Here is a 22,107-nt window from a genome sequence, read left to right on the forward strand (position 1 = left end):
GTCTTGCAGCACAAGCGCGATGGCAGGTCTCCTGACTCGCGGGTCGTTGCACCCCGGTCGCCTTCCCGGCCCATGCCCCCTGTGGAATGGGGGCGGCCAGTGGCAATTGACCGGGGACTCGCCGCTCACAGTTGCGGGGGCAGCCACGGATTCGGCCCCTGATGGGTAATCCTCACCGTGTTCCCTTTTCATCCCTTGGCTTCGGGAACCATCCCGCGCAGGTAACTGGCCGGACCGCCGGTTGTCAATCAGCGACAGGCGCTTGCCGGGGGGGCCATTGGCGAGGGCCGCTCAGGGGGCAAGATAGCTCACGCCGTTTGGCCCCGCGCCGACGGAATAGGTGGCAACGACCGCCGGTGCCGCGACCTCGACCACGCTGAGCGTGCCTGCCGTCACATTGGTGACAAAGGCCAGCGCACCGTCGGCGCTGATGGCGACGCCATGGGCGCCCGCGTCCGTCGTCACCGTGGCGCGCACCTTGCCACTGGCGACGTCGATCACCGACACCGTGTCGCCCGGCAGGGCTTCGCTGCCCTGATTGGCCACCAGAACCTGCGCCCCGTCCGGTGTGGCGAAGAGCTGGATCGGGCCGTCGCCGACTGCGATGCGCCCTGTCGTCGTCCGGCTGGCCAGATCGACGATCGCCACCGCATCCTCGTCGCGCAGGCTGACATAGGCGCGGCGGCCGTCGGGCAGGAAGGCAACCTGCACCGGCGTCGTGCCAACCGGAATGCGCGCCAGCTCCGCCAGGCTGGCCACGTCGATCAGCGACACCGTGCCGTCCTGCACATTGGCCACCAGCAGGCTGGCGCCGTCCGGCGACAGCCGCAGGCCATGGGGGTAATCGCCGGTCGGAATGCTGGCGACCACGGCCCCGGCGGCAAGATCGACGACCGACACGGTGTCATCGCCGGCATTGGTCACGAAGGCGCGGCCGCCGTCGCGGTCTGTCACGACATGGGCCGGATGATCGCCCACCGCAATGCTGGCGGGCGGGGCGTCAAGCTCATGCGGATCAAGGATCAGCAACTGGCCACCGTCACCGTGACCATGCGTCGAGCCGAGCTGCGCTGCCGCCGCCCCCACCGCCAGCAAGCGCCGCCCATCGGCCCCGACCTGCACATTGTGCGGCGAGATCGGCAGGGCAACCGTCTCGACCGCCCCGGAGGCAAGATCAACCCGGCTGACCGAATTGCCGCGCTCGTCGGCGGTAAAGACAAGTCCGGCCGCGCCGGCAAGACCCTCGGCAAGGCCGGGCCGTGGCAACACAAGCAGAAGGGTCAGCAGCGCGGGCGCAATCCGCCCGGTTCGCAGGATTCTGGCCATGGCATTTCCTTTCCGTCAGATGCTCACGCCGCGGCGTAATGGCTGAACACCGAGGTGCCGCCGTCGCGGTGGATCAGGAACACGTCAAAGGCCTCGCGCTCAACCTCGGGGCCCATGCCGGGCGCCCCCCAGGGCATGCCCGGCACAGCCAGACCGATGGCGTCGGGCCGCTCGGCCAAGAGGCGGCGGATGTCGGCCACCGGCACATGGCCTTCCAGCATGTAGCCCTCCACCTTGGCGGTATGGCACGAGGCCATCACCTCGGGAATGCCATTGGCCAGCTTGTAGCGCTGCAGGTCGGGCGCCGCGGCGAGGTCGGTGGTGACGGCAAAGCCCGCGGCCTCGACAATCTCGATCCAGGCGCCGCAGCAGCCGCAATCGGGGTCTTTCAGGACATGCAGCGGCGTCGCCCCCACGGTCGCCAAAGCCGGACCAGCGGACAGGCTGACAAGCGCCGCTCCGGCGGACAGCAGGCGGCGGCGGGTCAGGAAGAGTTGAGTCATGGTCGGTTCCTTTCGTGGAATTTGTCGGCAGGTCAAAGCTTTACCCGCCGCAGCCGCAGCGCGTTCGCAATCACGGACACGGAGGACAGGCTCATCGCCGCCGCCGCGATCATCGGCGACAAAAGCATGCCGGTCAGCGGATACAGCACCCCCGCCGCCACAGGCACCCCGGCGGCATTGTAGGCAAAGGCGAAAAACAGGTTCTGGCGGATGTTGCGCAGGGTGGCCTTGGCCAGCCGCCGGGCGCGGACCACGCCCATCAGATCGCCGCCAAGCAGCGTCAGCCCCGCGCTTTCCACCGCGACATCTGCGCCGGTGCCCATGGCGATGCCGACATCGGCCGCGGCAAGCGCCGGGGCGTCGTTCACGCCGTCGCCCGCCATGGCCACTACGGCGCCGCCCTTGCGCAGGGCGTCGATCATCGCCTTCTTGTCTTCGGGCAGGACGCCCGCGCGCACCTCGTCGATGCCCAGCCTTGCGGCCACCGCCTCGGCGGTGCGCTGGTTGTCGCCGGTGGCCATGATGACCCGCAGGCCAAGCTGGTGCAGGGTGCGGATCGCCTCGGCGGTCGAGGCCTTGATCGGATCGGCCACTGCGACGATGCCCGCCAGCTGGCCCTCCAGCGCCACGAACATCGCCGTCTTGCCGTCGCGGCGCAGCGCATCGGCGCGGGCCTCGGCCGCGGTGGTGTCCAGACCCAGCGCCGCCATCATCGCGGCATTGCCCAGGGCCGCCGGGCGGCCCTGCACTTCGCCCCGCACGCCCTTGCCGGTGACGGCCTCGAACCCGGTCGCTGCCAGCACCTCGACCCCGCGCGCCAGCGCGCCCTCGACGATGGCCTCGGCCAAGGGATGCTCCGAGCCGCGTTCAAGAGCGGCGGCGGCGGCCAGCAGGTCGGCCTCGCCGACACCATCCAACGCGATGACATCGGTCAGCTTCGGCCGGCCTTCGGTCAGCGTGCCGGTCTTGTCGACGATCAGCACCGAGACCGCCGCCATGCGTTCCAGCGCCTCGGCATCCTTGATCAGCACACCCGCCTGCGCCCCTCGACCCGCCGCCGTGGTGATCGAGATCGGCGTGGCCAGACCAAGCGCGCAGGGGCAGGCGATGATCAGCACCGACACTGCCGCGGCAACCGCAAAGACCAGCGCCGGCTCCGGCCCCCAGACCAGCCAGACGCCAAAGGCGATCAGGGCAATCGCCACCACCGTCGGCACGAAGATCGCCGACACCCGGTCGGCCAGCCCCTGAATGGGTGCCCGCGACCGCCGCGCGTTGGCCACCATCTCGACGATCTGCGCCAGGACGGTCTCCGCCCCCACGCGCTCGGCGACCATCACCAGACTGCCGTTGCGGTTGATCGTGCCGCCGGTGACCGCATCGCCCGCGGCTTTCTCGACCGGCAGGGATTCGCCGGTAATCATGCTTTCGTCCACCGCCGAATGGCCCTCGATCACCATGCCATCGACCGGCACGCTGTCTCCGGGCCGGACGCGCAGCCGGTCGCCGGCCATGACGTTCTCCAAAGGCGCGTCATATTCCGAACCGTCCTCCAGCACCCGGCGCGCGGTCTTGGGCGCAAGGTCCAGCAGCGCCCGGATCGCGTCGCCGGTGCGTTCGCGGGCGCGCAATTCCAGCACCTGACCGACAAAGACCAGCGCCACGATCACCACCGCCGCCTCGAAATAGGTGCCGACGCCGTGGCCCATCCGGTAGGCCTCGGGGAACAGCCCCGGCAGGAAGATGGCGATGATCGAATAGGCATAGGCCGCGCCGACCCCGATCGAGATCAGCGTCCACATGTTGGGCGAGCGGTTGATGACCGACTCCCAGCCGCGGCGGAAGAAGGGCGCGGCAGCCCAGAGGATGATCGGCGTGGCCAGCAGAAACTCGACATAGCCGGCGACGGCGTGGCCGATCCAGTCCCGGAGCGGCAGGTTGACCAGTTCGCCCATGGTCAGGGCGACCAGAGGGAGCGCCGCGGCAAGGCTGATCCACATCCGCCGGGTGAAGTCGACCAGCTCCGGGCTGGAGCCGCCGGTCGGCAGCACCGGCTCCAGCGCCATGCCGCAGATCGGGCAGCTTCCCGGCCGGTCGCGCAGGATCTGCGGGTGCATCGGGCAGGTCCATTTGCTGCCCGCAGGCGCGGCGGCCTTCCTGCCCGTCGCGCGGCCGCTGGCATGGTGCCACGGGTCCGCCTTGAACGCCGCGCGGCAGCTGTCCGAGCAGAAGTGGAAGGTCGCGCCCGCGAAGGTCTCGCGGCGCGTGTCCTCCGCGATGGCGACCGTCATGCCGCACACCGGGTCCGTGGCGGTTTGCGCGCCCTCGGGCAGGGGAGCGGTCGAATGGGAGTGGGAATGTTCCATGCCGTTGCTGCCTTTCCGTGCCAGTCTCAGCGCCCCCCGATTACCGGGAGGCGCCTGGGGGCGGCGCAAGGGGCCGCGACCCGGGTTTCATTTGCGCAGGTATTTCACGAGGGCTGCGATCGCCAGGACGACGAAAACCAGGATCAGCAGGCCAAAGAGCCAGCCAAATCCCATTCCGGTGCCGTACATCATGATGAGATCTCCTTTGCTTGCAGTGCCAACCCGGCACTCTGGGTAACGGCAGGCGGGGCGAGGCAGGCCGCCCCGCCTGCGCATGTCAGGCAGAGACGGCGAATTCCGTCATCATGCCGGTCGACAGGTGCGGCATGTGATGGCAATGCAGCATCCAGCGCGCGGCCTCGCCCGCGTCGAGCGCCACGTCGACCATCGACATCGGCGGCACATAGACCGTGTCGCGCAGCGCCCCCGCGATGCGCCGGCCGTTCACCCCCACCACCTGAAAGGCGTGGCCGTGCAGGTGCATCGGATGGCCCATCATCGACATGTTGTGGAAGGCCAGCACCACCCGCTCGCCGGCTTTCGCGCTGATCGGCTGGTGCTGGCCCCATGTCGCGCCGTTGATCGTCCAGCGATAGGGCTGCATCGCCCCGCCAAGCATCAGCACATGGCCGCGATCCGCCGGTCTGTCAGCCAACGGGTGCAGCGCGACCAGCTGCGCTTCTTGCCCAAGGTCAAGGTCGAAGGCCGGGGCCTCGACCTCGGCCAAGGGGTCCAGACGGCGGATTTCGGCGCCGGTCGTGGCAAGGATCAGCCCGGTGCGCTGCCGCGCGCCTTCGCGCAGCGCAAGAATCGGCCAGGCGCCCGCGCCGGCGGGCAGGTCGATCTCCAGATCCAGCCGCTGCCCCATGGCCAGCCCAAAGCGCGTGCCGGTCCGCGGCTGCACCGCTTGCCCGTCCACGGCCACGAGGCGGGCGGGCACCTCGCCGCTGTCGATCCAGAACACCGTGGCGGCGGCAGCGTTGATCACCCGCAGACGGACCCGGCCGGCGCGTTCGACCGTCACCACCTCGGGGTCCGACAGCGTGCGGTCATTGGCGAGATAGGCGTCCCAGTCATAGTCGTTCAGGTCCATGGCCATGCCGTCATGGCCCATCATCCCCATCATGCCGCCTGCGGCCATGCCCATCTGGCCCATGGCGCCCATGCCGGATTGGCCCATGCCGGATTGGCCCATCGCGCCATGGTCCATCATGGCCATGCCGCTGCCGCCGGTGATTTCGGCCAGCACCTCCTCCGGCGTCCTGAACGAGAAGTCGTGCAGCATCAGCACCACCTCCTGCCGGTCGGCGGCCAGATCCTCGGGGCGGCGCACGATCAGGGGCGCGGCGAGAAGCTGCATCTCCTGCACCGGAACATGGCTGTGCATCCAGTGCGTGCCGGGGCGCGCGGCGAAGTCGAAGGTGCGCACCTCGCCCGGCGCCATCAGCGGCCGGGGCATGTCCGGCACGCCGTCCTGCCCGTTGGGCGGGATCTGGCCGTGCCAATGCAGGATGGTCGGCACCGCCAGCGCATTGGTCAGATCGACCCGGAGGGCCTGGCCGGGGTCAAGCACCAGCCCCTGCCCCGCCGGTCCGGCAAGGCCAAGCACCGTCGCCGCACGGCCGTCGATGTCCAGCGTCCGGCTGGTTGCGACAAGGGCGAGCGGGCTGGGGGTTTGCGCCATGGCCGCGCGCGGAAGCTGCGGGGCCACGAAGGCCGCGCCAGTTGCGGCCAGAAAGCCGCGTCGGGAAAATGTGGTCACATGGGTCTCCTTGGCGGCAAGCCCGCCATGTCCGATGGATGGCCGGGCCACGGCCCGGACGGCACTCAGAGGAGAAATGACTTGGGCGGGCGTTCGCTCAGCCCCGGCACCTGCCCGACGGCAATGGTTTCGTCCGGCAAGGTAAGACACGGTCCGGACTGCGCCATCCCATCGCATCCCTGCGGCAAGAGGACATGGCCCAAGAGCGCGCTGCAGGCGGCGGCGCAGCCATCGGCATCGTCCGGGGTGCAGGAAGGGCCGGTCTTGCACCGGGCGTGATCGACCGGTGAGGCATGCATCGCATGCGCATCCGGCGTTGCCTGCAGCGCATCCGCCGTCAGCGCACTGGCCGTCAGGGCGGTCGCATGCGCGACAGTGATCGCGGGAAGGATCGCGAAGCACACAATGGCAATCAGGGCGATGACACGGCGCATCATGCCGGGAATACTGCCATTCGCGCCGGGCTTTGTCCAATGCCGAACATGTCGCAGGCGTTGGCCGGGCAGACGGGACGGAGGGCGGCCCGGCTCCGGTGTCACCCGGCAGCCGCGACCAGCGCATCGCCGCGCGGCCGGGGCCGAAGGTGCAGGCCTTCCGGACGGGGCGCATCATTTCCCCCACCGGTCGCAGACAAGCCTTGCCAAGGCAGGTCCGGGCCACCCCAAGGCGCTGACTGGGCAAAGACGCCGTCGCCGGCCCGAACCCGGCCCTTGCCCGCCAGGGCCGCAAGACCGGCGCCTCCCTTGCCGCGAACACGCGCCGATGGCCAGCCTTTCATCAGCAGCACACAGGCGCCAGGGCGTGCGGCGCGGAAACGCGCCAGCAGCACGCCGGGGATGTGACCGCTGTCAGGCGCCCTTCTGCGCGATGAACATGCCAAGCGCGATCTGCCCCGCCTCGGCCATCTCGATCATGTTCTGCGACTTCACCTTGGCCGTGCTGCCCTGCAACAGATGCAGGCCCAAGGGCGGCGGCGGTGTTCCAACCGACATTTCAGCCACCCGCGCGCGGTGATGTTTCAGCACCAGGGGGGGTCCGGTCCTCCTCGTCCAGCAGCGAGAACCCCACCAGCGACAGCAGGCGGCGCTGTTCCTCGGCGGAAACCAGATGGCTGGTGTCTGCCGTCTCGGCCCAGGGGACGGGAAACCGCATGCCCGGCTCGGGGCCTTTCAGGACATCGTAGATCACGATCTTGCCGGCCGGTTGCAGCACGCGATAGGCCTCGCGGTACTTGATTTCCCGATCGGCGATGTTCATGCCCGCGTGGAACGTCAGGGCTGCGGAAAACGTGTGGTCGGCAAAGGGAAGCGCCAGGGCGCTGCCAAGCGCGAAGTCCGCCCTGTCGGCCAGTCCGGTCAGGTTGGTGAACTCTTGCGCCAGCTCCACATATTCCGGCGTCAGATCCAGACCCGTCGCGCAGCAGCCGATTTCGCCGGCCAGATAGCGCACAAGGCCGCCAAGGCCACAGCCGATGTCCAGCACGCAGTCGCTGGCCGACAGCCCCGCCCGCGCCACAATCTCGGCCGTGGCCGCACGCCCGCCCATGTGGAATTCGTCAACCGGCGCAAGATCGGCCGGGCGAAGATTTTGCGGATCCAGCCCCGCCTGCGAGAGGGCCGCGAAGATCCGCGACCTGAGGTCTCCGCCGCCATAGTGATCCGCGACTGCGCGTTCGCTCATGTTGCCCATCGCGACCCTCCCTCGCCTGCCTGCGGCAATCATAGCAGGTTTGCGCCGGCTTCGGACAGTATCCGCACCGTTCCGCAGGTCAGGCTCAGACGCCGCCGGCCGATGACTTGCCGCGACGCGGGCCGCAGGACAGCTGTTCGTCAGGCAAAGCGCCCATCCGCCGCGGACCGCCGGCGGCCTTGCGACGCAAAACCGGCGCGCTGCCGCGCCCGGGGTAAAGTGGACTGCAAGTTGTATCCAAAGCGGCCATGTTTATCATGCCAGTTTCCTGCAAGCCTGCCTCTCGTCGATATGGTGACGGAGCGGAGCAGGCATGCACAGAACCCCTGACCAGAAAACCAGCGCCAGCCTCGGGTGCGGCCTGTCCTGCCGGGTCTGCCCATGAGCGGCATGGCCCTGCTGTTGCATCTGGCCGGGGCGGTGGCGCTTTTGCTGTATGCAACCCGGATGGTGCGCACCGGGGTCGAGCGCGCCGGCGGGCCGCTGCTGCGGCGGCATCTGCAACAGGCCTTGTCCAACCCGGTGCGGGCCGCTCTGATCGGCGCGGTCCTTGCGCTGGCGTTTCAAAGCGCAACTGCGGTCAACCTCCTGCTGTCCTCGCTGGCCGGCAGTGGTCTGGTGGCCGGGGGAGCCGCGCTGGCGGGTGCGCTGGGAGCCGATTTCGGCTCTGCCGTCGTCGTGCGCCTGCTGACGCTGGATCTGTCGCTGGTCATGCCGGCTGCGCTGATCGCCGGCACCGTGATATTCCTGTCGACCGAGCAACGCGCCTGGCGGCAGGCCGGGCGCATCCTGATCGGGGCGGGCCTGATCCTGATGGCGTTGCAACTGATCGGGCAGGCGTCCGAGCCGCTGCGTGACAGCCAGTTCCTGCCGCTGGTGATCGGCTATCTGGCGAATGATCCGGCAACCGCCTTTCTGGTCGCGGCGATCTGCGCCTGGGCGTTCCATTCCTCGGTCGCCTTCATCCTGCTGGTGGTCGCCTTGGCGACGCGCGGCTTGATCCCGGCCGATCTTGGGCTGGTGCTGATGCTCGGCGGCAATCTGGGCGGGGCGCTGATTGCCGTGCTGTTGTCACGCGGCGCGGTGCCGCAAACCCGCGCGGTGCCGCTGGCCAACCTTGTGCTGCGCGGTGGCGCCGCGGTTCTGGCCCTGATCGGATTGCCGCTGTTGCCGGCACCAACCGGCTGGCTGGGCGCCACCGCGGCGACGCAGGTGCTGAACGGCCATATCGCGTTCAACCTTGCGGTGGCGGTTCTCGCCCTGCCTTTGGCAGGACGCGCCCACGCCCTTGTTCTGGCGGTTCTGTCACGGTCGGCCCCGCCCTTGGTCGATCTGGCACCCGGCACGGCGCTGGATGACAGCGTTCTGGGCGCGCCCTCGCTGGCGCTGGCGAATGTCACCCGCGAGGTCGTGGGGATTTGCGGCGATCTTGAAACCATGCTGGACACGGTGATCCAGCTGTATGAAGCCCCGGACAGCGCGCGGATCGAGGCGGTCGCCCGGCTGGACGACCGGATCGACCTGTCGCACCGCGAGATCAAGCTTTATCTCGCGCGGCTGGCCAACAGCGGCGTGGACGCGGTCGAAGCGCAGCGCATGCAGGAATTGCTGGCCGCCTGCATTGCCCTGGAACAGGCCGGCGATGTCGCCAGCAGCAATCTGCTGGATCACGTCAAGCGCAAGCATGACCGGGGCCTGTCGTTCAGCCCCGAAGGCTGGCAGGAGCTGGTCGACCTGCATGCCCTCTTGATGGCCGATGCGCGTCTGGCCTTCAACGTCATCGTGTCGCGCGACCAGACCACCGCCCTGGCCCTGGTGCGGGCGAAGGAGCGGTTCCGCGAAGCCGAGCGCAGCGCCCGGGCGCTGCATTTCGGGCGGCTGAGCAATCGCGGCATCCGCAGCATCGAGACCAGTTCGCTGCACCTCGACACGATCCGCGACCTCAAGCAGATCAACTCGCTTCTCGCAACGCTGGCCTATCCGGTTCTGGAAGAACAGGGGCTTCTGGCCAGCTCGCGCCTGCGCCTGCCGGACGCCGGCACCGCCTAACCCGTTCCGCCTGCATCGCTTTCGCAAAACGATCACAGACAATGTCTACCACCTCCACCTGTAACCCCTGCAACAAAAGGACATCGACCATGACGACCATGACCCGCCGCAGCCTTCTTGCCGCCGGCACCGCCGCGCTGGCCGCGCCGCTTTTCGCCCGCCGTTCGCTTGCCTCCTCGGGGGTGGTGAACGTCTTCGCCTGGGGCGACTATTTCCAGCCGAACATCATCGAGGCCTTCGAGGCCGCGACCGGCATCAAGATCAACGTCTCGACCTATGGCTCGAACGAGGAAGCCGCCAGCAAGCTGCGCGCGGCGGGCGGCAAGGGCTTTGACCTGATCTTCCCGTCGGTCGACACCCGCCCGAACTATGACGAGGGCGATCTTCTGGCCGAAATCGACGAGAGCAAGCTGAATGTCGGCCTGATCGAGCCGTCCTTGTGGCGCTCGTCGCTGGAACTCGGCGCGGCGCGTCGCGGCAAGCGCTATCTGGTGCCCTTCACCTGGGGGACCGAGGGCATCACCTATGACTCGAGCGCATTGAACGTCGCCCCGGGCGAGCTGTCCTATGCCCATCTCTGGGCCGAGGGCATGGAGGGCAAGGTCGCGCTGCGGCAGAAATCCATCCTCGTCAGCCTGGCGATCTATCTGGATGCCACGGGCGAGTTGCCGTCGAACCGGGCGATGGACCTCTACAAGTCCGAGGAATACACCCGCCGCATCTTTGACGGCTGCGTCGCCTTTGCCGCCAAGCACAAGGCCAACATCGGTTCCTACTGGAACAACGCCACCGAGGCGACCGCGGCCTTTACCGATGCCGGTTGCTCCATCGGCCAGACCTGGGACACCACCGGCATCAAGCTCAATGCCGATGTCGATGCGAAATGGCGCTATGCCGCCCCGAAAGAGGGCGCGCTGGCGTGGATGGACACCGCCGCGGTGCCGGCGGGGGCTGAAAACATCGACCAGGCCTATGCGCTGCTGAACTTCCTCCTCTCGCCCGAAGTCGGCGGACTGTTCTCGAACAACACCGGCTACAACTCGGCCGCCTTGGGCAGCGCCGCGCATATGTCGGACGCCGGCCGCGCCGCGTTTGAATTCGCCTATCCGGGCGATGCCATCGCGAACCTGTGGTGGTGGCCGATGTTCACGCCGTGGTTCAGCCAGGTGCGCGAGGAATATGTCGAGAAGCTGACCAACGCCTGATGCCCTTAGGATACGGGGTCGCAAGGCCCCGTATCCCCCCTTTCCCCCTTGAGACGGATGCTTCCCATGACCGACCAGTCGACCGGCAAGGCGATCGAATTTGACCGGGCCTCGGTCAGGTTCGGCCAATTTCAGGCCGTGCAGCCCACCGATCTGCGGATCGAGCCGGGCGAGTTCTTTTCCATCCTCGGCCCCTCGGGCTGCGGCAAGACCACGCTGCTGCGGCTCTTGTCGGGCTTTCTGGACCCGACCGCAGGCGATGTGCGGATCGGCGGTCAGTCCATGGTGGGGATCGACCCGTCGATCCGCCCGACCGCGCTGATCTTCCAGAACCTCGCGCTGTTTCCCTTGATGCCGATCTGGGAAAACGTCGCCTTCGGGCTGGAGATGCGCGGCTGGAGCCGGGCCAGGCGGCGCGACCGGGCCTATGAGCTGCTGGCCACCGTGGCGCTCAGCGATCATGCTGAAAAGATGCCGGCGCAGCTTTCGGGCGGGCAAAAGCAGCGCGTCGCCATTGCCCGCGCGCTGGCGGTGGAGCCTTCGGTGCTGCTGCTGGACGAACCCCTGTCGGCGCTGGACCTGAAACTGCGCCAGCACATGCGGGCCGAGTTGAAGCAGATCCAGGCCAGGACCGGCATCACCTTTGTCTATATCACCCACGATCAGGGCGAGGCGCTGACCATGAGCGACCGGGTGGCGGTGATGAACCGCGGCCGCATCATGCAGGTCGGCTCTCCCGATGACATCTATGACCGGCCCGCCAATGCCTTTGTCGCCACTTTCGTCGGCGAGACCAATGCGCTGGCCGGCAAGCTCGCCTCCACCGCCGAGGGTCTGGCCCTGATGGAAACCCCGCTTGGCGGTTTCCGCGCGGCAAACCCCAAGGGGCTGCGGGCGGGCGACGAGGCGATCCTGTTCCTGCGCCCCGAGAAGCTGCGTCTGCTGGCGCCGGGCGAGGCGACGGAAAACCACATCCCGGCGCGCGTCCTGCGCCGCGACATGGAAGGCGCCTGGTCGACACTGGTGGTCGAAGCCGGCGGGCAGGAGCTGAAGCTGCATCTGGCCCATGACGGACGCGAGGCCCCGCCTTCGGGCGAAATTGCCCTGGGTTTCTCCGCCACTGAGGCCATGATCCTGCCCAAGGGGGAGATGTCGGATGACTAAACTCTTCCGCGCTTTCGGAGTGCCGCTGTCGACGGTGATCCTGATGTTCTCCAGCATCTGGATTCTGGGCCTGATCGCCGCGCCGCAACTCATCATGATCGAACAGTCGCTCTGGCGGATGGAGCGGCCCGAGGGGGCGGCGGAAATCTCGGTGCAGATCGACGGGCTTTACAACCAGCTTGACGTCATGGCGCTGGACCGCAGCACCGCCGAGGCCGGGACCGATGCCACCAAGCGCGCCGCGGATCTGGCGGCGCTGGACGCGAAAGAGGCCGCGATCAACGCGGAAATCGCCGCGCTGGAGGAAAGCGAAAGCACGCCGGTCAAGGTCTATACGCTGGCCAATTTCGGCCAGATGGGGGCGGCGCATCTGGCGATCTTTGCCAAGACCATCGCGGCCTCGCTCGCCGTGTCGGCCATCGCGCTGGTGGTCTGCTATCCCATTGCCTATGCGGTGGCCAAGCTGGAAACCCCGCGCACGGCGGCGGTCATCATGCTGGCGCTGGTGATCCCCTATGCGATCAACGAGCTTCTGCGCATCTTCGCCTGGCAGATGATCCTGAACCAGAACGGCCCGGCGAACCTGCTCCTGGGGCTGGTGGGCCTTGACCCCGTTCCCTTCCTTGAAAGCGGCACCGGCGTCTTTGTCGCCATGGTCTATGCCTATATCCTGTTCATGGTCTTCCCGCTCTACAACGTGCTGGAGACGCTGGACGGCAATCAGGTGGAGGCCGCGCGCGACCTTGGCGCCTCGACCTGGAACATCCACCGCCGCGTGGTGATCCCGCATGCGCGGCCCGGCATTGCGGTGGGTTGCATCATGACCTTCATGCTGTCGGCCGGCTCCTATGCCGTGCCCTATATCATGACCCGCGGCACTGCGGCGCCCTGGTTCACCCAGCTGATCTACAACCGCTTTTTCGAAGCGACGAACTGGAACGTCGGGGCGGCCTATGCGCTCAGCCTGCTTGCCGTCTGCACGGTGTTCATCTTCGGGATGATGCGCCTTCTGAAAGTCAGCCTGAAGGATATCGCCAAATGAAACCTGCCGGCATGGGCAGCACGCTGGTGCTGCGGCTCTACATGGGCCTGTTCTTCGCCTATATGTTCCTGCCGCTGGGGGTCATGGTGGCGGCCGGGGTCAATTCCTATTCCCCGCCCTCGATCACCGTGTGGCAGGGCTTTACCTTCCGCTGGTTCGCCGAATTCTGGGCCGATGCGCGGATGTGGTCGGGGCTGGTGAATTCGCTGGTGATCGCCGTGGCGGTGATGGCGCTGGCCTTGCCGATGGGCCTCTCAGGCGCGCTCTTGCTGTCGCAGCTCGGGCGGCGGTCGGCGGGGATTGCCTATACCGTCATGGTCTCGCCGCTTCTGACGCCCGGTATCATCATCGGCATCTCGACAGTGATCTTCTGGCGCAATCTCGGCGCCACGGCGGGGCTGTTCACCGCAATCCTTGCGCAATCGGCCTTCATCGCCTCTTACGCGATGCTGATGTTCATGGCACGGCTGCAACGACAGGATCACACGCTGGAGGAGGCCGCGCTGGACCTTGGCGCGACCCGCGCGCGGGCCTTCCGCCGCATCACCCTGCCCTTCCTGAAGCCGACCATCGTCACCGCCGCCGTCATCGCCTTCCTGCAAAGCTTCGAGAACTACAACACCACGATCTTCTCGATCGGCGGCAACCATACGCTGGTGACGGAAATCGGCGCGCGGATGCGCTTTGGCATCAGCCCGATGATCAACGCCATTGGCATCCTGTTCATCCTCGTTACGGTGATCTGTGCCGTGGTCTGGTCGCTCTTGCGCCAGCGCGAGCGGAAACGGGAGGCGGCGGCATGAACGGGCCTGCGGCGTTTGGCGAACAGGGTTGGGACTGGCGGGCGCGGATTGCCGCGCTGAACCCGGCGGAGGCGGTCCGGCTGGCCCACCGGGCACGGACGGCGCCGCTTTTTGCCCATGCCTATGCCTTTCACCTCAACTTCCGCTTCGGGGCCATGGTTCCGGCCGATCTGCTGGCCCATGCCGCGGCCCACGGGCTTGCCGGGGTGCAGATCCATGTCGAGGACGGCGAGGCGGCCAGTCTGGCCGCGATGGGGCGCCCGGAGCTGGAGGCTTTCGGCGCCGAGGCCCGGCGTCTGGGGCTGGCGGTGCATGTGGAGACTTCCTCGACCGAAGCATGGGATCTGGCGCGCACGGTCGCAATTGCCCATGCGGTCGGCGCGGTCGCGGTGCGCTCATATCCACGTTATGAAGGCCCGCTGTCCACCGTGATCGCCCGCAGCATCGACGCCCTGCGCGGGCTTTCCGCGCTGGACCCCGAAGGCCGGCTGCGCTTCACGCTGGAACAGCACGAAGATCTGACGTCGGCCGAGCTGATCCAGATCCTCGACGCGGTGGGCAATCCGCGCCTTGGCCTGCTCTTTGACTTCGGCAACATGGTCAATGCCGGCGAAATGCCGTTGGAGGCGCTGCGCCGGCAGGCCCCCTGGCTGCGCGAGGCGCATGTCAAGGATTGCCTCATCCTGCCCGACCGCGGCGGCTGGGCGCATCGCGCCTGTCAAAGCGGCGAAGGCCATCTGCCGATGGCCGCCCTTCTGGTCGAGCTTCTGCTTCTGGGCGAGGAGGCGGCGCAGGTCACCGCCTTCGGGCTGGAGGAGGAGGAGGACTATTACGCCCCCGCCCTGCGCTTTCCGGGCGAGGGCCCCGACCCGCATATCCCCGCCCGAACCGCCAGTTTCACCGATCCCGGCCCCGGCGATCTTTCCGCCCGCCTGCAGCGCGAACGCGAGGCCGCCCTGCGCCAGTTGCAGGTGGTGCGCGCCCTGCTGGACGACATCGCCACCGCCGCCGAACCTTTCAGGACAACACCATGACCGCCCCCCAGACTTCCCCCTGCCCGGCCGAGATGACCGCGCTGGCCAATGCCATGGCCGACGCCGTGCGTCCGGTGATCCGCCGCCATTTCCGCACCCGCATCGCGGTGGATGCCAAGGCCGACGCCAGCCCCGTCACCATCGCCGACCGCGAGGCCGAACAGACCATGCGCGCCATGATCGCGGCGCGGTTTCCCGGTCACGGCATCCGCGGCGAGGAATTCGGACTGCATCAGGCCGATGCCGACTGGGTCTGGGTGCTGGACCCCATCGACGGCACCAAGAGCTTTGTCTCCGGCTCGCTGGCCTTCGGCACCCAGATCGCGCTTTTGCACCGCGGCCAGCCGGTGCTGGGCCTGATCGACCAGCCGATCACCGGCGAGCGCTGGCTGGGCCGGGCAGGCGAGCCGACGCTGTTCAACGGGGCAACGGCGCAAACCAGTGACACGGGCGCGCTGGCCGAGGCGGTGGTCTACACCTCTGCCCCCGACCATTTCGACGCGGCGCAGCGGCAGCGCTATGACCGCCTTGCCGGGCGAGCGCGGTTCGCGCGCGCTTCGCATGATTGCTATGCGGCGGGGCTGCTGGCGCTTGGCACGGTGGATCTCTTGGTCGAGGGCAACGTCCACGACTATGACATCCTGCCGCAACTGCCGATCATCCTTGGCGCCGGCGGCATTGCGACCGACTGGGCAGGCAAGCCCCTGACCGATGCGGCGCGTTTCGACACCGTGCTGATGGCGGCGAATGCAAGGCTGCACGCGGCGGCGCTGGAGGCCCTGCACGCCGGTTGAGCCTGCGGCGCCAACCGCTACAAAGGACTGCACAAGCAGTTCGACAGGAGGCAGAGCCCATGGCCAAGCGAAAATCCGGCGCCCTGCTGACCACAATCGCCATCGACCGCGACAGCCGGACGCCCCTGTTCCGCCAGATCGAGGACCAGTTGCGCGGCAGGATTCTGGCCGGCTCGCTGTCGGGCGGTACGCGGCTACCGGCCAGCCGGGCCTTGGCCGCCGATCTGGGCGTGTCGCGGCAAACGGTGGTGCAGGTGCTGGAAAGCCTCGCGGCGGAGGGCTTTCTGGAGATGCGCCGCGGTTCGGGCACCTTCGTCGCGGCCACGTTCCCGGCGCATGTGCCACAACGGTTCCGCAGCCAGCCGGAACCGGGTCCGGACAGCGCCATAGCCCCTCGGGTTTCCGGCCTTGGGTCGCGGTTCGGCGCGGCCGAGGTTGATTTCATTGCCCGCGAAAACCGGCCCTTCCTGCCGAACTCACCGGCCTATGACCAGTTTCCCTTCGCGCTCTGGCAGAAATATGTGAACCGGCAGACGCGGCAGGCCTATCGCGGCACTATGGGATACGGCGATCCGGCGGGCTATGCCCCACTACGCCACGCCATCGCCGATTACCTCGCCCTGCATCGCAGCGACGCCTGTGACCCCGAACAGATCGTCATCACGCCCGGCGGCCATGCCGCCTTCATGATCGCGGCGCTGCTGTTGACTGAACCCGGCGACGGTCTTTTGTTTGAAGACCCCGGACCGATGATTGCCCGCAACCTGTTCGAGGCTCTTGGCCGCAAGCTGGTGCATGTTCCGGTGGATGACGACGGCATGGACTTTGAAGACGCCATCGCCCACGGCGGCGGCGAAAGGCTGGCCTTCGTGATGCCGTCGCGCCAGCACCCGCTTGGCCGCACCATGTCGCTGGCACGCCGGTTGCGCCTGCTGGATTGGGCCAACAGCACGGATGCATGGATCCTTGAAGACGACTACGACAGCGAGTTCCGCTATACCGGCCGTCCGCTGCCCTCGATCCGCAGCATCGACCGCAGCGGGCGGGTGATCTATGTCGGCACCTTCAGCAAGGCGCTGTTTCCGGCCCTGCGCCTTGGCTATCTGGTCCTGCCGCCTGCGCTGGTGAGCATGTTCCGCAACGCCATTGCCCTGATGGTGCGCTCTGTGCCGCTGGCGACGCAGATGGCCTTGGCCGGTTTCATCGCCGATGGCCATTTCGCCAGCCACCTGCGCCGGATGCGCGAGCTTTATGCCGAACGCCGGCAAGGCTTTCTTCAGGCCGCAACCCGATCCGGTTCAGGGCTTTACCAGGTCGAGATGCCCGACAGCGGCATGAACGCCATCGCCTGGCTTCCCGGTGGCCAGGATGACCGCGAGACGGCGCGGCGTGCCGTGCTGGCCGGGGTGCATGGCTACCCGCTGGGCGATTACTGCGTCCGCCCCTTGCCCCGGCCCGGCCTGCTGCTGGGCTTTACCGGGGTCGCGCCGCACCAGCTTGGACCGGGCCTCGATGCGCTGGCGCAGCTGCTGGCGGATCCGGCGATGCGCCGGCCGTGAACCTGCCGCGAAACGCCGGCCGCTGTCGCCGGTCAGGACAGCCAGGCGCGGCGCCGGCCTACCCGACGGCAGACGCCCCATCCGCCCGGGGACCCGCCGTCGCAATGCACGCGACCTGATGCCAGGACCATCCCGCTTGTCGGGCGCAGCCTGCCACGCCCGGAAGAGCCGTTGCGCTTCGCCCTGCGCGGCAGGCCTGGTGAAAGTCGCTCCGCCGGGTCTTTCCCCTGCCAGACCGACATGCGCCCAAGCCCGCAACCGCTTTTCGGGAAAGAGAGGCAATGTGAGCAGGATGTGCAGCACTTCGGGTCAATTTGGCCCGACAGCCTCCGGGAAAATCCTCGTTTTGCATGAAGTTCATGGCCATGAGCAGAAGCGTGATGGCGGTGGAGTCAGTTTTGGCGAACCAGTCTCTGTTGAAATCTGAATGTTTTATCGTATTATCAGAGCGTTAACATTGCAGCCGGCAGGAGCCGGGCAAGCGCAGCAGTGCAGTTACCTGGGAAGTTTTGGGTCTGAAGTGGTTGTCACTGGGCTGTTTGTGATTGAGGGCACTTGTTATCATGTGAGCTCTTGGCGCCCCGCTGGATGTACTTGCCCCCTCGCGGGGCAGGATTGTCGCAAGGTGGGATGAGATTGCAGTTACCCAGGGTAGCCTCGTCGTTTTGTGATTCTGCGAAGAGGTATCCTTGGTGGGAAAAATGGCGACAGGGGCACCTTTTCCTCAATCTGACGAGAGGTCGCGTGAAGACCCGTACCGCCGTTAGTGGACGCGGCGCTCGGCCAGACTTCGGCTGATTGGCGCCACACCGCAAGGCAAAGTTTGAGGGCGGGCTCTGCGGCGCGCATGGAAGTGTGTGTGTATATGAAGGGGAGCCTCGACTTGCCACCAGTGGCGCGCGGTGTACGCCGATGGGTAAGGGGGCGACGGGAGGTCTCGAGGCTCGTGATTTCCCGCTGTTGATGCCGGTTCAAGTCCGGCCCCGCGCGCCTCTTCCACTTGCCTCCTCAATAGATCCGAGTTGGCGCTGCCCGGAGAGCAGTGTGTTTGAGAACTTTCTTCGCTCGTTTCTTGTTGATGAGCCGCCCGTTCTTGCGCCTGACTGGCTTGAAGCTCCCCAATTGGCCGCGGTTGAAACAATTTGTGAACACGGGTTTTTGCGACACGAAATGTCGCTTTAAACGTTTTCGGGGTTTTTAAAATCCATTTAACACCCCTTTAAACGGGGGTTTAAACGTTCCCTCTAAACGCGGTTGTTTTTGCGAGACGCGACGCCCGCAACTCGTTGTTTTCAGGGTGGATTAAGTAGCTTTCGCACCATTACCCTAAGAGCTGTGACGATCTTCGCTGCAGATTTGGGGGCAATGATGGACGAATTCGACAACGCGGTTGCGCGCCACATGCGCAAGACGGTCACCTCCCGACAAAACGGCCAAACCAAGCCAATGTCGATGCGGGAGGCCATGTTGGCGAAACAAGCCGAGGTGGCACTCAAGGGCAGCCCTTATGCAATCCGGCACATTTTGATGATGGATCAACGCGCCACAGAACGCGAGGCGCAAGAACGACTGGCCAAGCGTGAAGCTTGGGTCCGTATCAAGCAGTCTCAGGAGCGCCGCCATGTCGCGGCTATCGCGAAGGGGGAAGATGTTGACCTGATCTTGCCTCACCCCGAGGATATTGTGATTGATGCCGATGATGCGCGCGTTGTTGGCCCTTGCGACACGGCAGAGCTGGCGGCTTGTCACGAAGCCATGCAGATGCGCGACCTTCTATTCCTTCAGCAGGGCCTGGAAGATCGGCTTGGTGGTGCGTCTGAACGAGAGGATCAAAGTCAGATCAAACCCACCAGCCCCCTGCTCTTTGCCAGCTTCATAAACCGGACACTACCGAAGCGGTTCCAACTGAGCCAAGCTGCGGAGTTAGAAGCGCTCCGGCGGGCCAGCTCGCTGTACACCAAGCGCGAATTGCTCACACTTTGCTACCGCGGCTGGGCTAAGCTTGGAATGCATCTTCCGCGAGGGGCGCAGCTGCCGGGGATTGGTATCTGCATCAGCTATCTCGACATCACTCTGGCCACACTGGTGCGGATCCGGGAGGCCGAGGGCAATCGTCTCGAGATAGACGACGCAATTGCCGAAGGCCGCCAGCGGTTGTTTGAGGAACTGCCTTTGGGGAATTCAGCACCCGTGCCACAGACGATGTTTCGGGAAAGGGGGATCATGTGATGGTCCTTGGCATCCCAACCATGATCACCCAGTCGATAGAATTGCGACCGATTGAGGCGCTGATCCCCTATCAGGGCAACGCCCGCACCCACTCGCGTGCGCAGATCAAGCAGATTGCAGCAAGTATTACCGCATTCGGCTTTGTGAACCCGATCCTGGTCGATGCACAAGATCAGGTCATTGCCGGACATGGCCGCCTCGCGGCCGCAAAGCACCTTGGCCTCACTGAAGTACCAGTCCTATCTGTGACCCATCTCTCTGCCGCCGAGAAGCGGGCCTATATCCTTGCCGACAACCGGCTCGCCGAGAAGGCCGGATGGGACCGCGATATTCTGGCCATCGAATTGCAGGCCTTGGTTGAGTTCGACTTCGAAGTGGAACTGACCGGCTTCGCCATTGCCGAGATCGATGTGATCCTCGACGACGCCCGTGAACGTGGCGGCGGTGCAACGGGCGATGCTGCCGATGACGTTCCCGCCCTGCCTGCGGGTCCCGCAATCACGAAACTCGGCGATCTTTGGCAGTTGGGGCCGCACCGGCTGATCTGTGGCGATGCCCGGGATGCAAATGCCCTAGGGGTCCTCCTCGGCAACCAGCCGGTCGACCTGATCTTCACCGACCCGCCTTATAACGTGGCGATCGAGGGTCATGTCAGCGGTTTGGGTCGGGTCAAGCATCGCGAATTCGCGATGGCCAGCGGCGAAATGACGGAGGTCGAGTTCATCGACTTTCTGACTGCGGCCCTTGTGCCCGCCGCTGCACTTTGCCGCGACGGCGCCATCGCCTTTGTCTGCATGGACTGGCGCCACATGCGCGAAATGATGGCCGCTGGGGACACGGTCTTCGCCGAGCTGAAGAACCTCTGCGTCTGGAACAAGACCAATGGCGGCATGGGCACCTTCTACCGCTCCAAGCACGAGTTGGTGTTCGTCTGGAAGGTCAAGCCCGGCCCGCATGTCAACAGCTTCGGCCTTGGTGAGACCGGCCGCTATCGCACCAACGTCTGGGACTATGCCGGGGTCAACACCTTTGGCGCCACCCGGGATGCCGATCTGGCGATGCACCCGACCGTCAAGCCTGTCACCCTGATCGGCGATGCGATCCGCGATTGCGCGCGCCGGGGCGATGTGGTGCTGGATATGTTCGGTGGCTCCGGCAGCACCCTGATTGCAGCCGATCTCGCCGGCCGGCAGGCCCGGCTGGTCGAGTATGATCCGCTATACTGCGACACCATCATCCGCCGCTGGGAGAAACTCTCCGGCAAGCGGGCAAAGCATCTTGCGAGCGGATTGTGACTGGAGGAACTGGCGGAACAGCAGAACCGACCCGGCAGTCAAAGTTGAACAGCGCCCCAAGAGGGCGGCGATCCTGAAAGCTGCCAATTTTCCCGACTGTGGCTAGTTGGCAGCTCGGGTTTCTAGCCCAAAAATTGATCCAGTGCCGGTGACCGAACCTCCGGTAGGGTCCGCGCGAGGCCGTGTTCGTCTTCGTAAGGATCCTCATTTTCATCAAAGTTGAACCAGGCGCGACGGAATGTGAGGTCGTCCGGCAGGCCCCAAATCTCTATGATTGCTTGATAAAAGGATCTGGCGAAAGCATCCCTCTCGGTCATCACATCAAAGGCAAGCGTCAACGCAGAAGCATCGCCACCAGTCGACTGCAGCCTGAATGTGTTCCAAACGGCAAGGCGAAACAGGCCAGCATCGCTCGTTTCGCCTGCGCGAATGAAATGATCGTGCCCTTCATCGTGGATCAAGAGCACTGCCCCTGTTCCTTGCGCAACTCCTTCAAGAAATTGGCGGATCGCAACAAAAGGATCGAAGACAAAACTGAGCGAGATGCCGTAAGCGATACCCGTCGTCCAAAGGCCCAGATCAATCCAACCATGCTCGGGAGCCGTGAGGCTGACGTCAAAAGGCGGAACCCGCACTGGCTTTCCATTCTCGAAATCAGGATAATCTTTGATAGTTTCTCGCTCCACTTTTGTTCATCCGTGCAAGGGTCAAAGGTTTCAGGCCAAGGGTGCTGCCATGCGGAACGGTCGCACGGTTTCATAAGAAAGCCGAGGACAACGTTTACAATCAAGCAGAATGAATGCCCGCCGCGAGTATCAATAAACAGCGGGCGCGGCCCCGGCCGATCCATTATAAAATCGGTGTGAAAAGTAATGGAAGATCGCGTCTGTTTTTTTGGACAGCGTCTCGTCGTTGCGCATTCCACGGAAGCTGGGCGCCTATTCCACGTGATCGTGGGCACTCGTTCCACGGCATCTTGGGCAGCTGTTCCACGCGAAGGTGGGCAGCTGGTTTGACCGACGGTTTCATGGAGTCAGGCTTGGGCTGACAGGTCAAGGCTTGTGTTGCGGGCGGCGGCTTTTCGCATGCTTTCTCCGGTGAGTTTGAGCCTGTGGGCGTTGTGGACGAGGCGATCGAGGATCGCGTCGGCCAGGGTTGGGTCGCCGATGGCGTCGTGCCAATGTTCGACGGGCAGTTGGCTGGTGACGATGGTGGAAGCACGGCCGTGGCGATCTTCGAGGATTTCCAGGAGGTCACGTCGCTCGGGGGCGGTCAGGACTGCGAGGC

Annotated in this window: 19 protein-coding genes, 1 tRNA gene and 1 riboswitch; of the genes, 11 read left to right on the forward strand and 9 right to left on the reverse strand. The window is 65.9% G+C overall.

What is annotated here, in order from left to right; genetic code table 11:
- Nucleotides 1-4 precede the first annotated feature (4 nt).
- A riboswitch (cobalamin riboswitch) is annotated at nt 5-228 on the reverse strand.
- Between the two features lie 63 nt (nt 229-291).
- From G4Z14_RS14745 to G4Z14_RS14775, 7 genes are all read right to left on the reverse strand, one after another.
- Nucleotides 292-1,326 (reverse strand): YncE family protein, encoded by a 1,035-nt coding sequence (locus G4Z14_RS14745; RefSeq protein ID WP_164627036.1) that lies wholly within the window; start codon nt 1,324-1,326, stop codon nt 292-294.
- Between the two features lie 23 nt (nt 1,327-1,349).
- Entirely contained in the window at nt 1,350-1,829 is a 480-nt protein-coding gene (locus G4Z14_RS14750) for a DUF411 domain-containing protein (protein ID WP_164627038.1), read from the reverse strand.
- Nucleotides 1,830-1,861: 32 nt separating this feature from the next.
- On the reverse strand, nt 1,862-4,195 hold the full coding sequence (locus G4Z14_RS14755; RefSeq protein ID WP_164627040.1) for a heavy metal translocating P-type ATPase: 2,334 nt from the start codon (nt 4,193-4,195) through the stop codon (nt 1,862-1,864).
- A gap of 277 nt (nt 4,196-4,472) precedes the next feature.
- The gene (locus G4Z14_RS14760; protein WP_164627043.1) at nt 4,473-5,957 is read right to left on the reverse strand and encodes a multicopper oxidase family protein; all 1,485 of its coding nucleotides are present in this window, start codon (nt 5,955-5,957) and stop codon (nt 4,473-4,475) included.
- A 65-nt stretch (nt 5,958-6,022) separates the two neighbouring features.
- The gene (locus tag G4Z14_RS14765; RefSeq protein ID WP_164627045.1) at nt 6,023-6,394 is read right to left on the reverse strand and encodes a hypothetical protein; all 372 of its coding nucleotides are present in this window, start codon (nt 6,392-6,394) and stop codon (nt 6,023-6,025) included.
- 411 nt (nt 6,395-6,805) lie between these two features.
- On the reverse strand, nt 6,806-6,949 hold the full coding sequence (locus G4Z14_RS14770) for a hypothetical protein (protein ID WP_164627047.1): 144 nt from the start codon (nt 6,947-6,949) through the stop codon (nt 6,806-6,808).
- Between the two features lies 1 nt (nt 6,950).
- Nucleotides 6,951-7,637 (reverse strand): class I SAM-dependent methyltransferase, encoded by a 687-nt coding sequence (locus G4Z14_RS14775; protein ID WP_164627049.1) that lies wholly within the window; start codon nt 7,635-7,637, stop codon nt 6,951-6,953.
- Between the two features lie 390 nt (nt 7,638-8,027).
- On the opposite strand from G4Z14_RS14775, the gene G4Z14_RS14780 reads away from it, so the two are divergent.
- The 11 genes from G4Z14_RS14780 (at nt 8,028) to G4Z14_RS14830 (ending at nt 20,820) form a co-directional block, all read left to right on the forward strand.
- Nucleotides 8,028-9,695, forward strand: a complete 1,668-nt coding sequence (locus G4Z14_RS14780; RefSeq protein WP_164627051.1) for a Na/Pi cotransporter family protein — start codon at nt 8,028-8,030, stop codon at nt 9,693-9,695.
- Between the two features lie 89 nt (nt 9,696-9,784).
- Nucleotides 9,785-10,900 (forward strand): extracellular solute-binding protein, encoded by a 1,116-nt coding sequence (locus tag G4Z14_RS14785; RefSeq protein ID WP_227751764.1) that lies wholly within the window; start codon nt 9,785-9,787, stop codon nt 10,898-10,900.
- Nucleotides 10,901-10,966: 66 nt separating this feature from the next.
- Nucleotides 10,967-12,064 (forward strand): ABC transporter ATP-binding protein, encoded by a 1,098-nt coding sequence (locus G4Z14_RS14790; RefSeq protein ID WP_164627052.1) that lies wholly within the window; start codon nt 10,967-10,969, stop codon nt 12,062-12,064.
- Entirely contained in the window at nt 12,057-13,106 is a 1,050-nt protein-coding gene (locus G4Z14_RS14795; protein ID WP_164627054.1) for an ABC transporter permease, read from the forward strand. The genes G4Z14_RS14790 and G4Z14_RS14795 overlap by 8 nt, the downstream gene beginning before the upstream one ends.
- Nucleotides 13,103-13,909, forward strand: a complete 807-nt coding sequence (locus G4Z14_RS14800) for an ABC transporter permease (RefSeq protein WP_164627056.1) — start codon at nt 13,103-13,105, stop codon at nt 13,907-13,909. Before G4Z14_RS14795 ends, G4Z14_RS14800 begins: the two co-directional genes overlap by 4 nt.
- Complete coding sequence (locus G4Z14_RS14805; protein WP_164627058.1) at nt 13,906-14,943, forward strand: sugar phosphate isomerase/epimerase family protein; 1,038 nt, start codon at nt 13,906-13,908, stop codon at nt 14,941-14,943. Before G4Z14_RS14800 ends, G4Z14_RS14805 begins: the two co-directional genes overlap by 4 nt.
- On the forward strand, nt 14,940-15,737 hold the full coding sequence (locus G4Z14_RS14810; protein ID WP_164627060.1) for an inositol monophosphatase family protein: 798 nt from the start codon (nt 14,940-14,942) through the stop codon (nt 15,735-15,737). Before G4Z14_RS14805 ends, G4Z14_RS14810 begins: the two co-directional genes overlap by 4 nt.
- Nucleotides 15,738-15,796: 59 nt before the next feature.
- On the forward strand, nt 15,797-17,296 hold the full coding sequence (gene pdxR / locus G4Z14_RS14815; protein WP_164627062.1) for a MocR-like pyridoxine biosynthesis transcription factor PdxR: 1,500 nt from the start codon (nt 15,797-15,799) through the stop codon (nt 17,294-17,296).
- Nucleotides 17,297-18,193: 897 nt separating this feature from the next.
- Nucleotides 18,194-18,286 (forward strand) — tRNA-OTHER (locus G4Z14_RS14820).
- 378 nt (nt 18,287-18,664) lie between these two features.
- Complete coding sequence (locus tag G4Z14_RS14825; RefSeq protein WP_164627064.1) at nt 18,665-19,525, forward strand: DUF5681 domain-containing protein; 861 nt, start codon at nt 18,665-18,667, stop codon at nt 19,523-19,525.
- Nucleotides 19,525-20,820 carry a site-specific DNA-methyltransferase gene (locus tag G4Z14_RS14830; RefSeq protein ID WP_227751765.1) on the forward strand — a complete coding sequence of 432 codons (1,296 nt, stop codon included), beginning with the start codon at nt 19,525-19,527 and terminating at the stop codon, nt 20,818-20,820. The genes G4Z14_RS14825 and G4Z14_RS14830 overlap by 1 nt, the downstream gene beginning before the upstream one ends.
- A gap of 122 nt (nt 20,821-20,942) precedes the next feature.
- On the opposite strand, the gene G4Z14_RS14835 is transcribed toward G4Z14_RS14830, so the two are convergent.
- Nucleotides 20,943-21,506 carry a hypothetical protein gene (locus tag G4Z14_RS14835; protein ID WP_164627066.1) on the reverse strand — a complete coding sequence of 188 codons (564 nt, stop codon included), beginning with the start codon at nt 21,504-21,506 and terminating at the stop codon, nt 20,943-20,945.
- Between the two features lie 347 nt (nt 21,507-21,853).
- A partial coding sequence (locus G4Z14_RS14840; RefSeq protein ID WP_164627068.1) for an ATP-binding protein occupies nt 21,854-22,107 on the reverse strand: 254 nt, incomplete at its 5' end.

Origin of the sequence: Tabrizicola oligotrophica, from assembly GCF_011008935.1 — a bacterium.
Lineage (GTDB): Bacteria > Pseudomonadota > Alphaproteobacteria > Rhodobacterales > Rhodobacteraceae > Tabrizicola_A > Tabrizicola_A oligotrophica.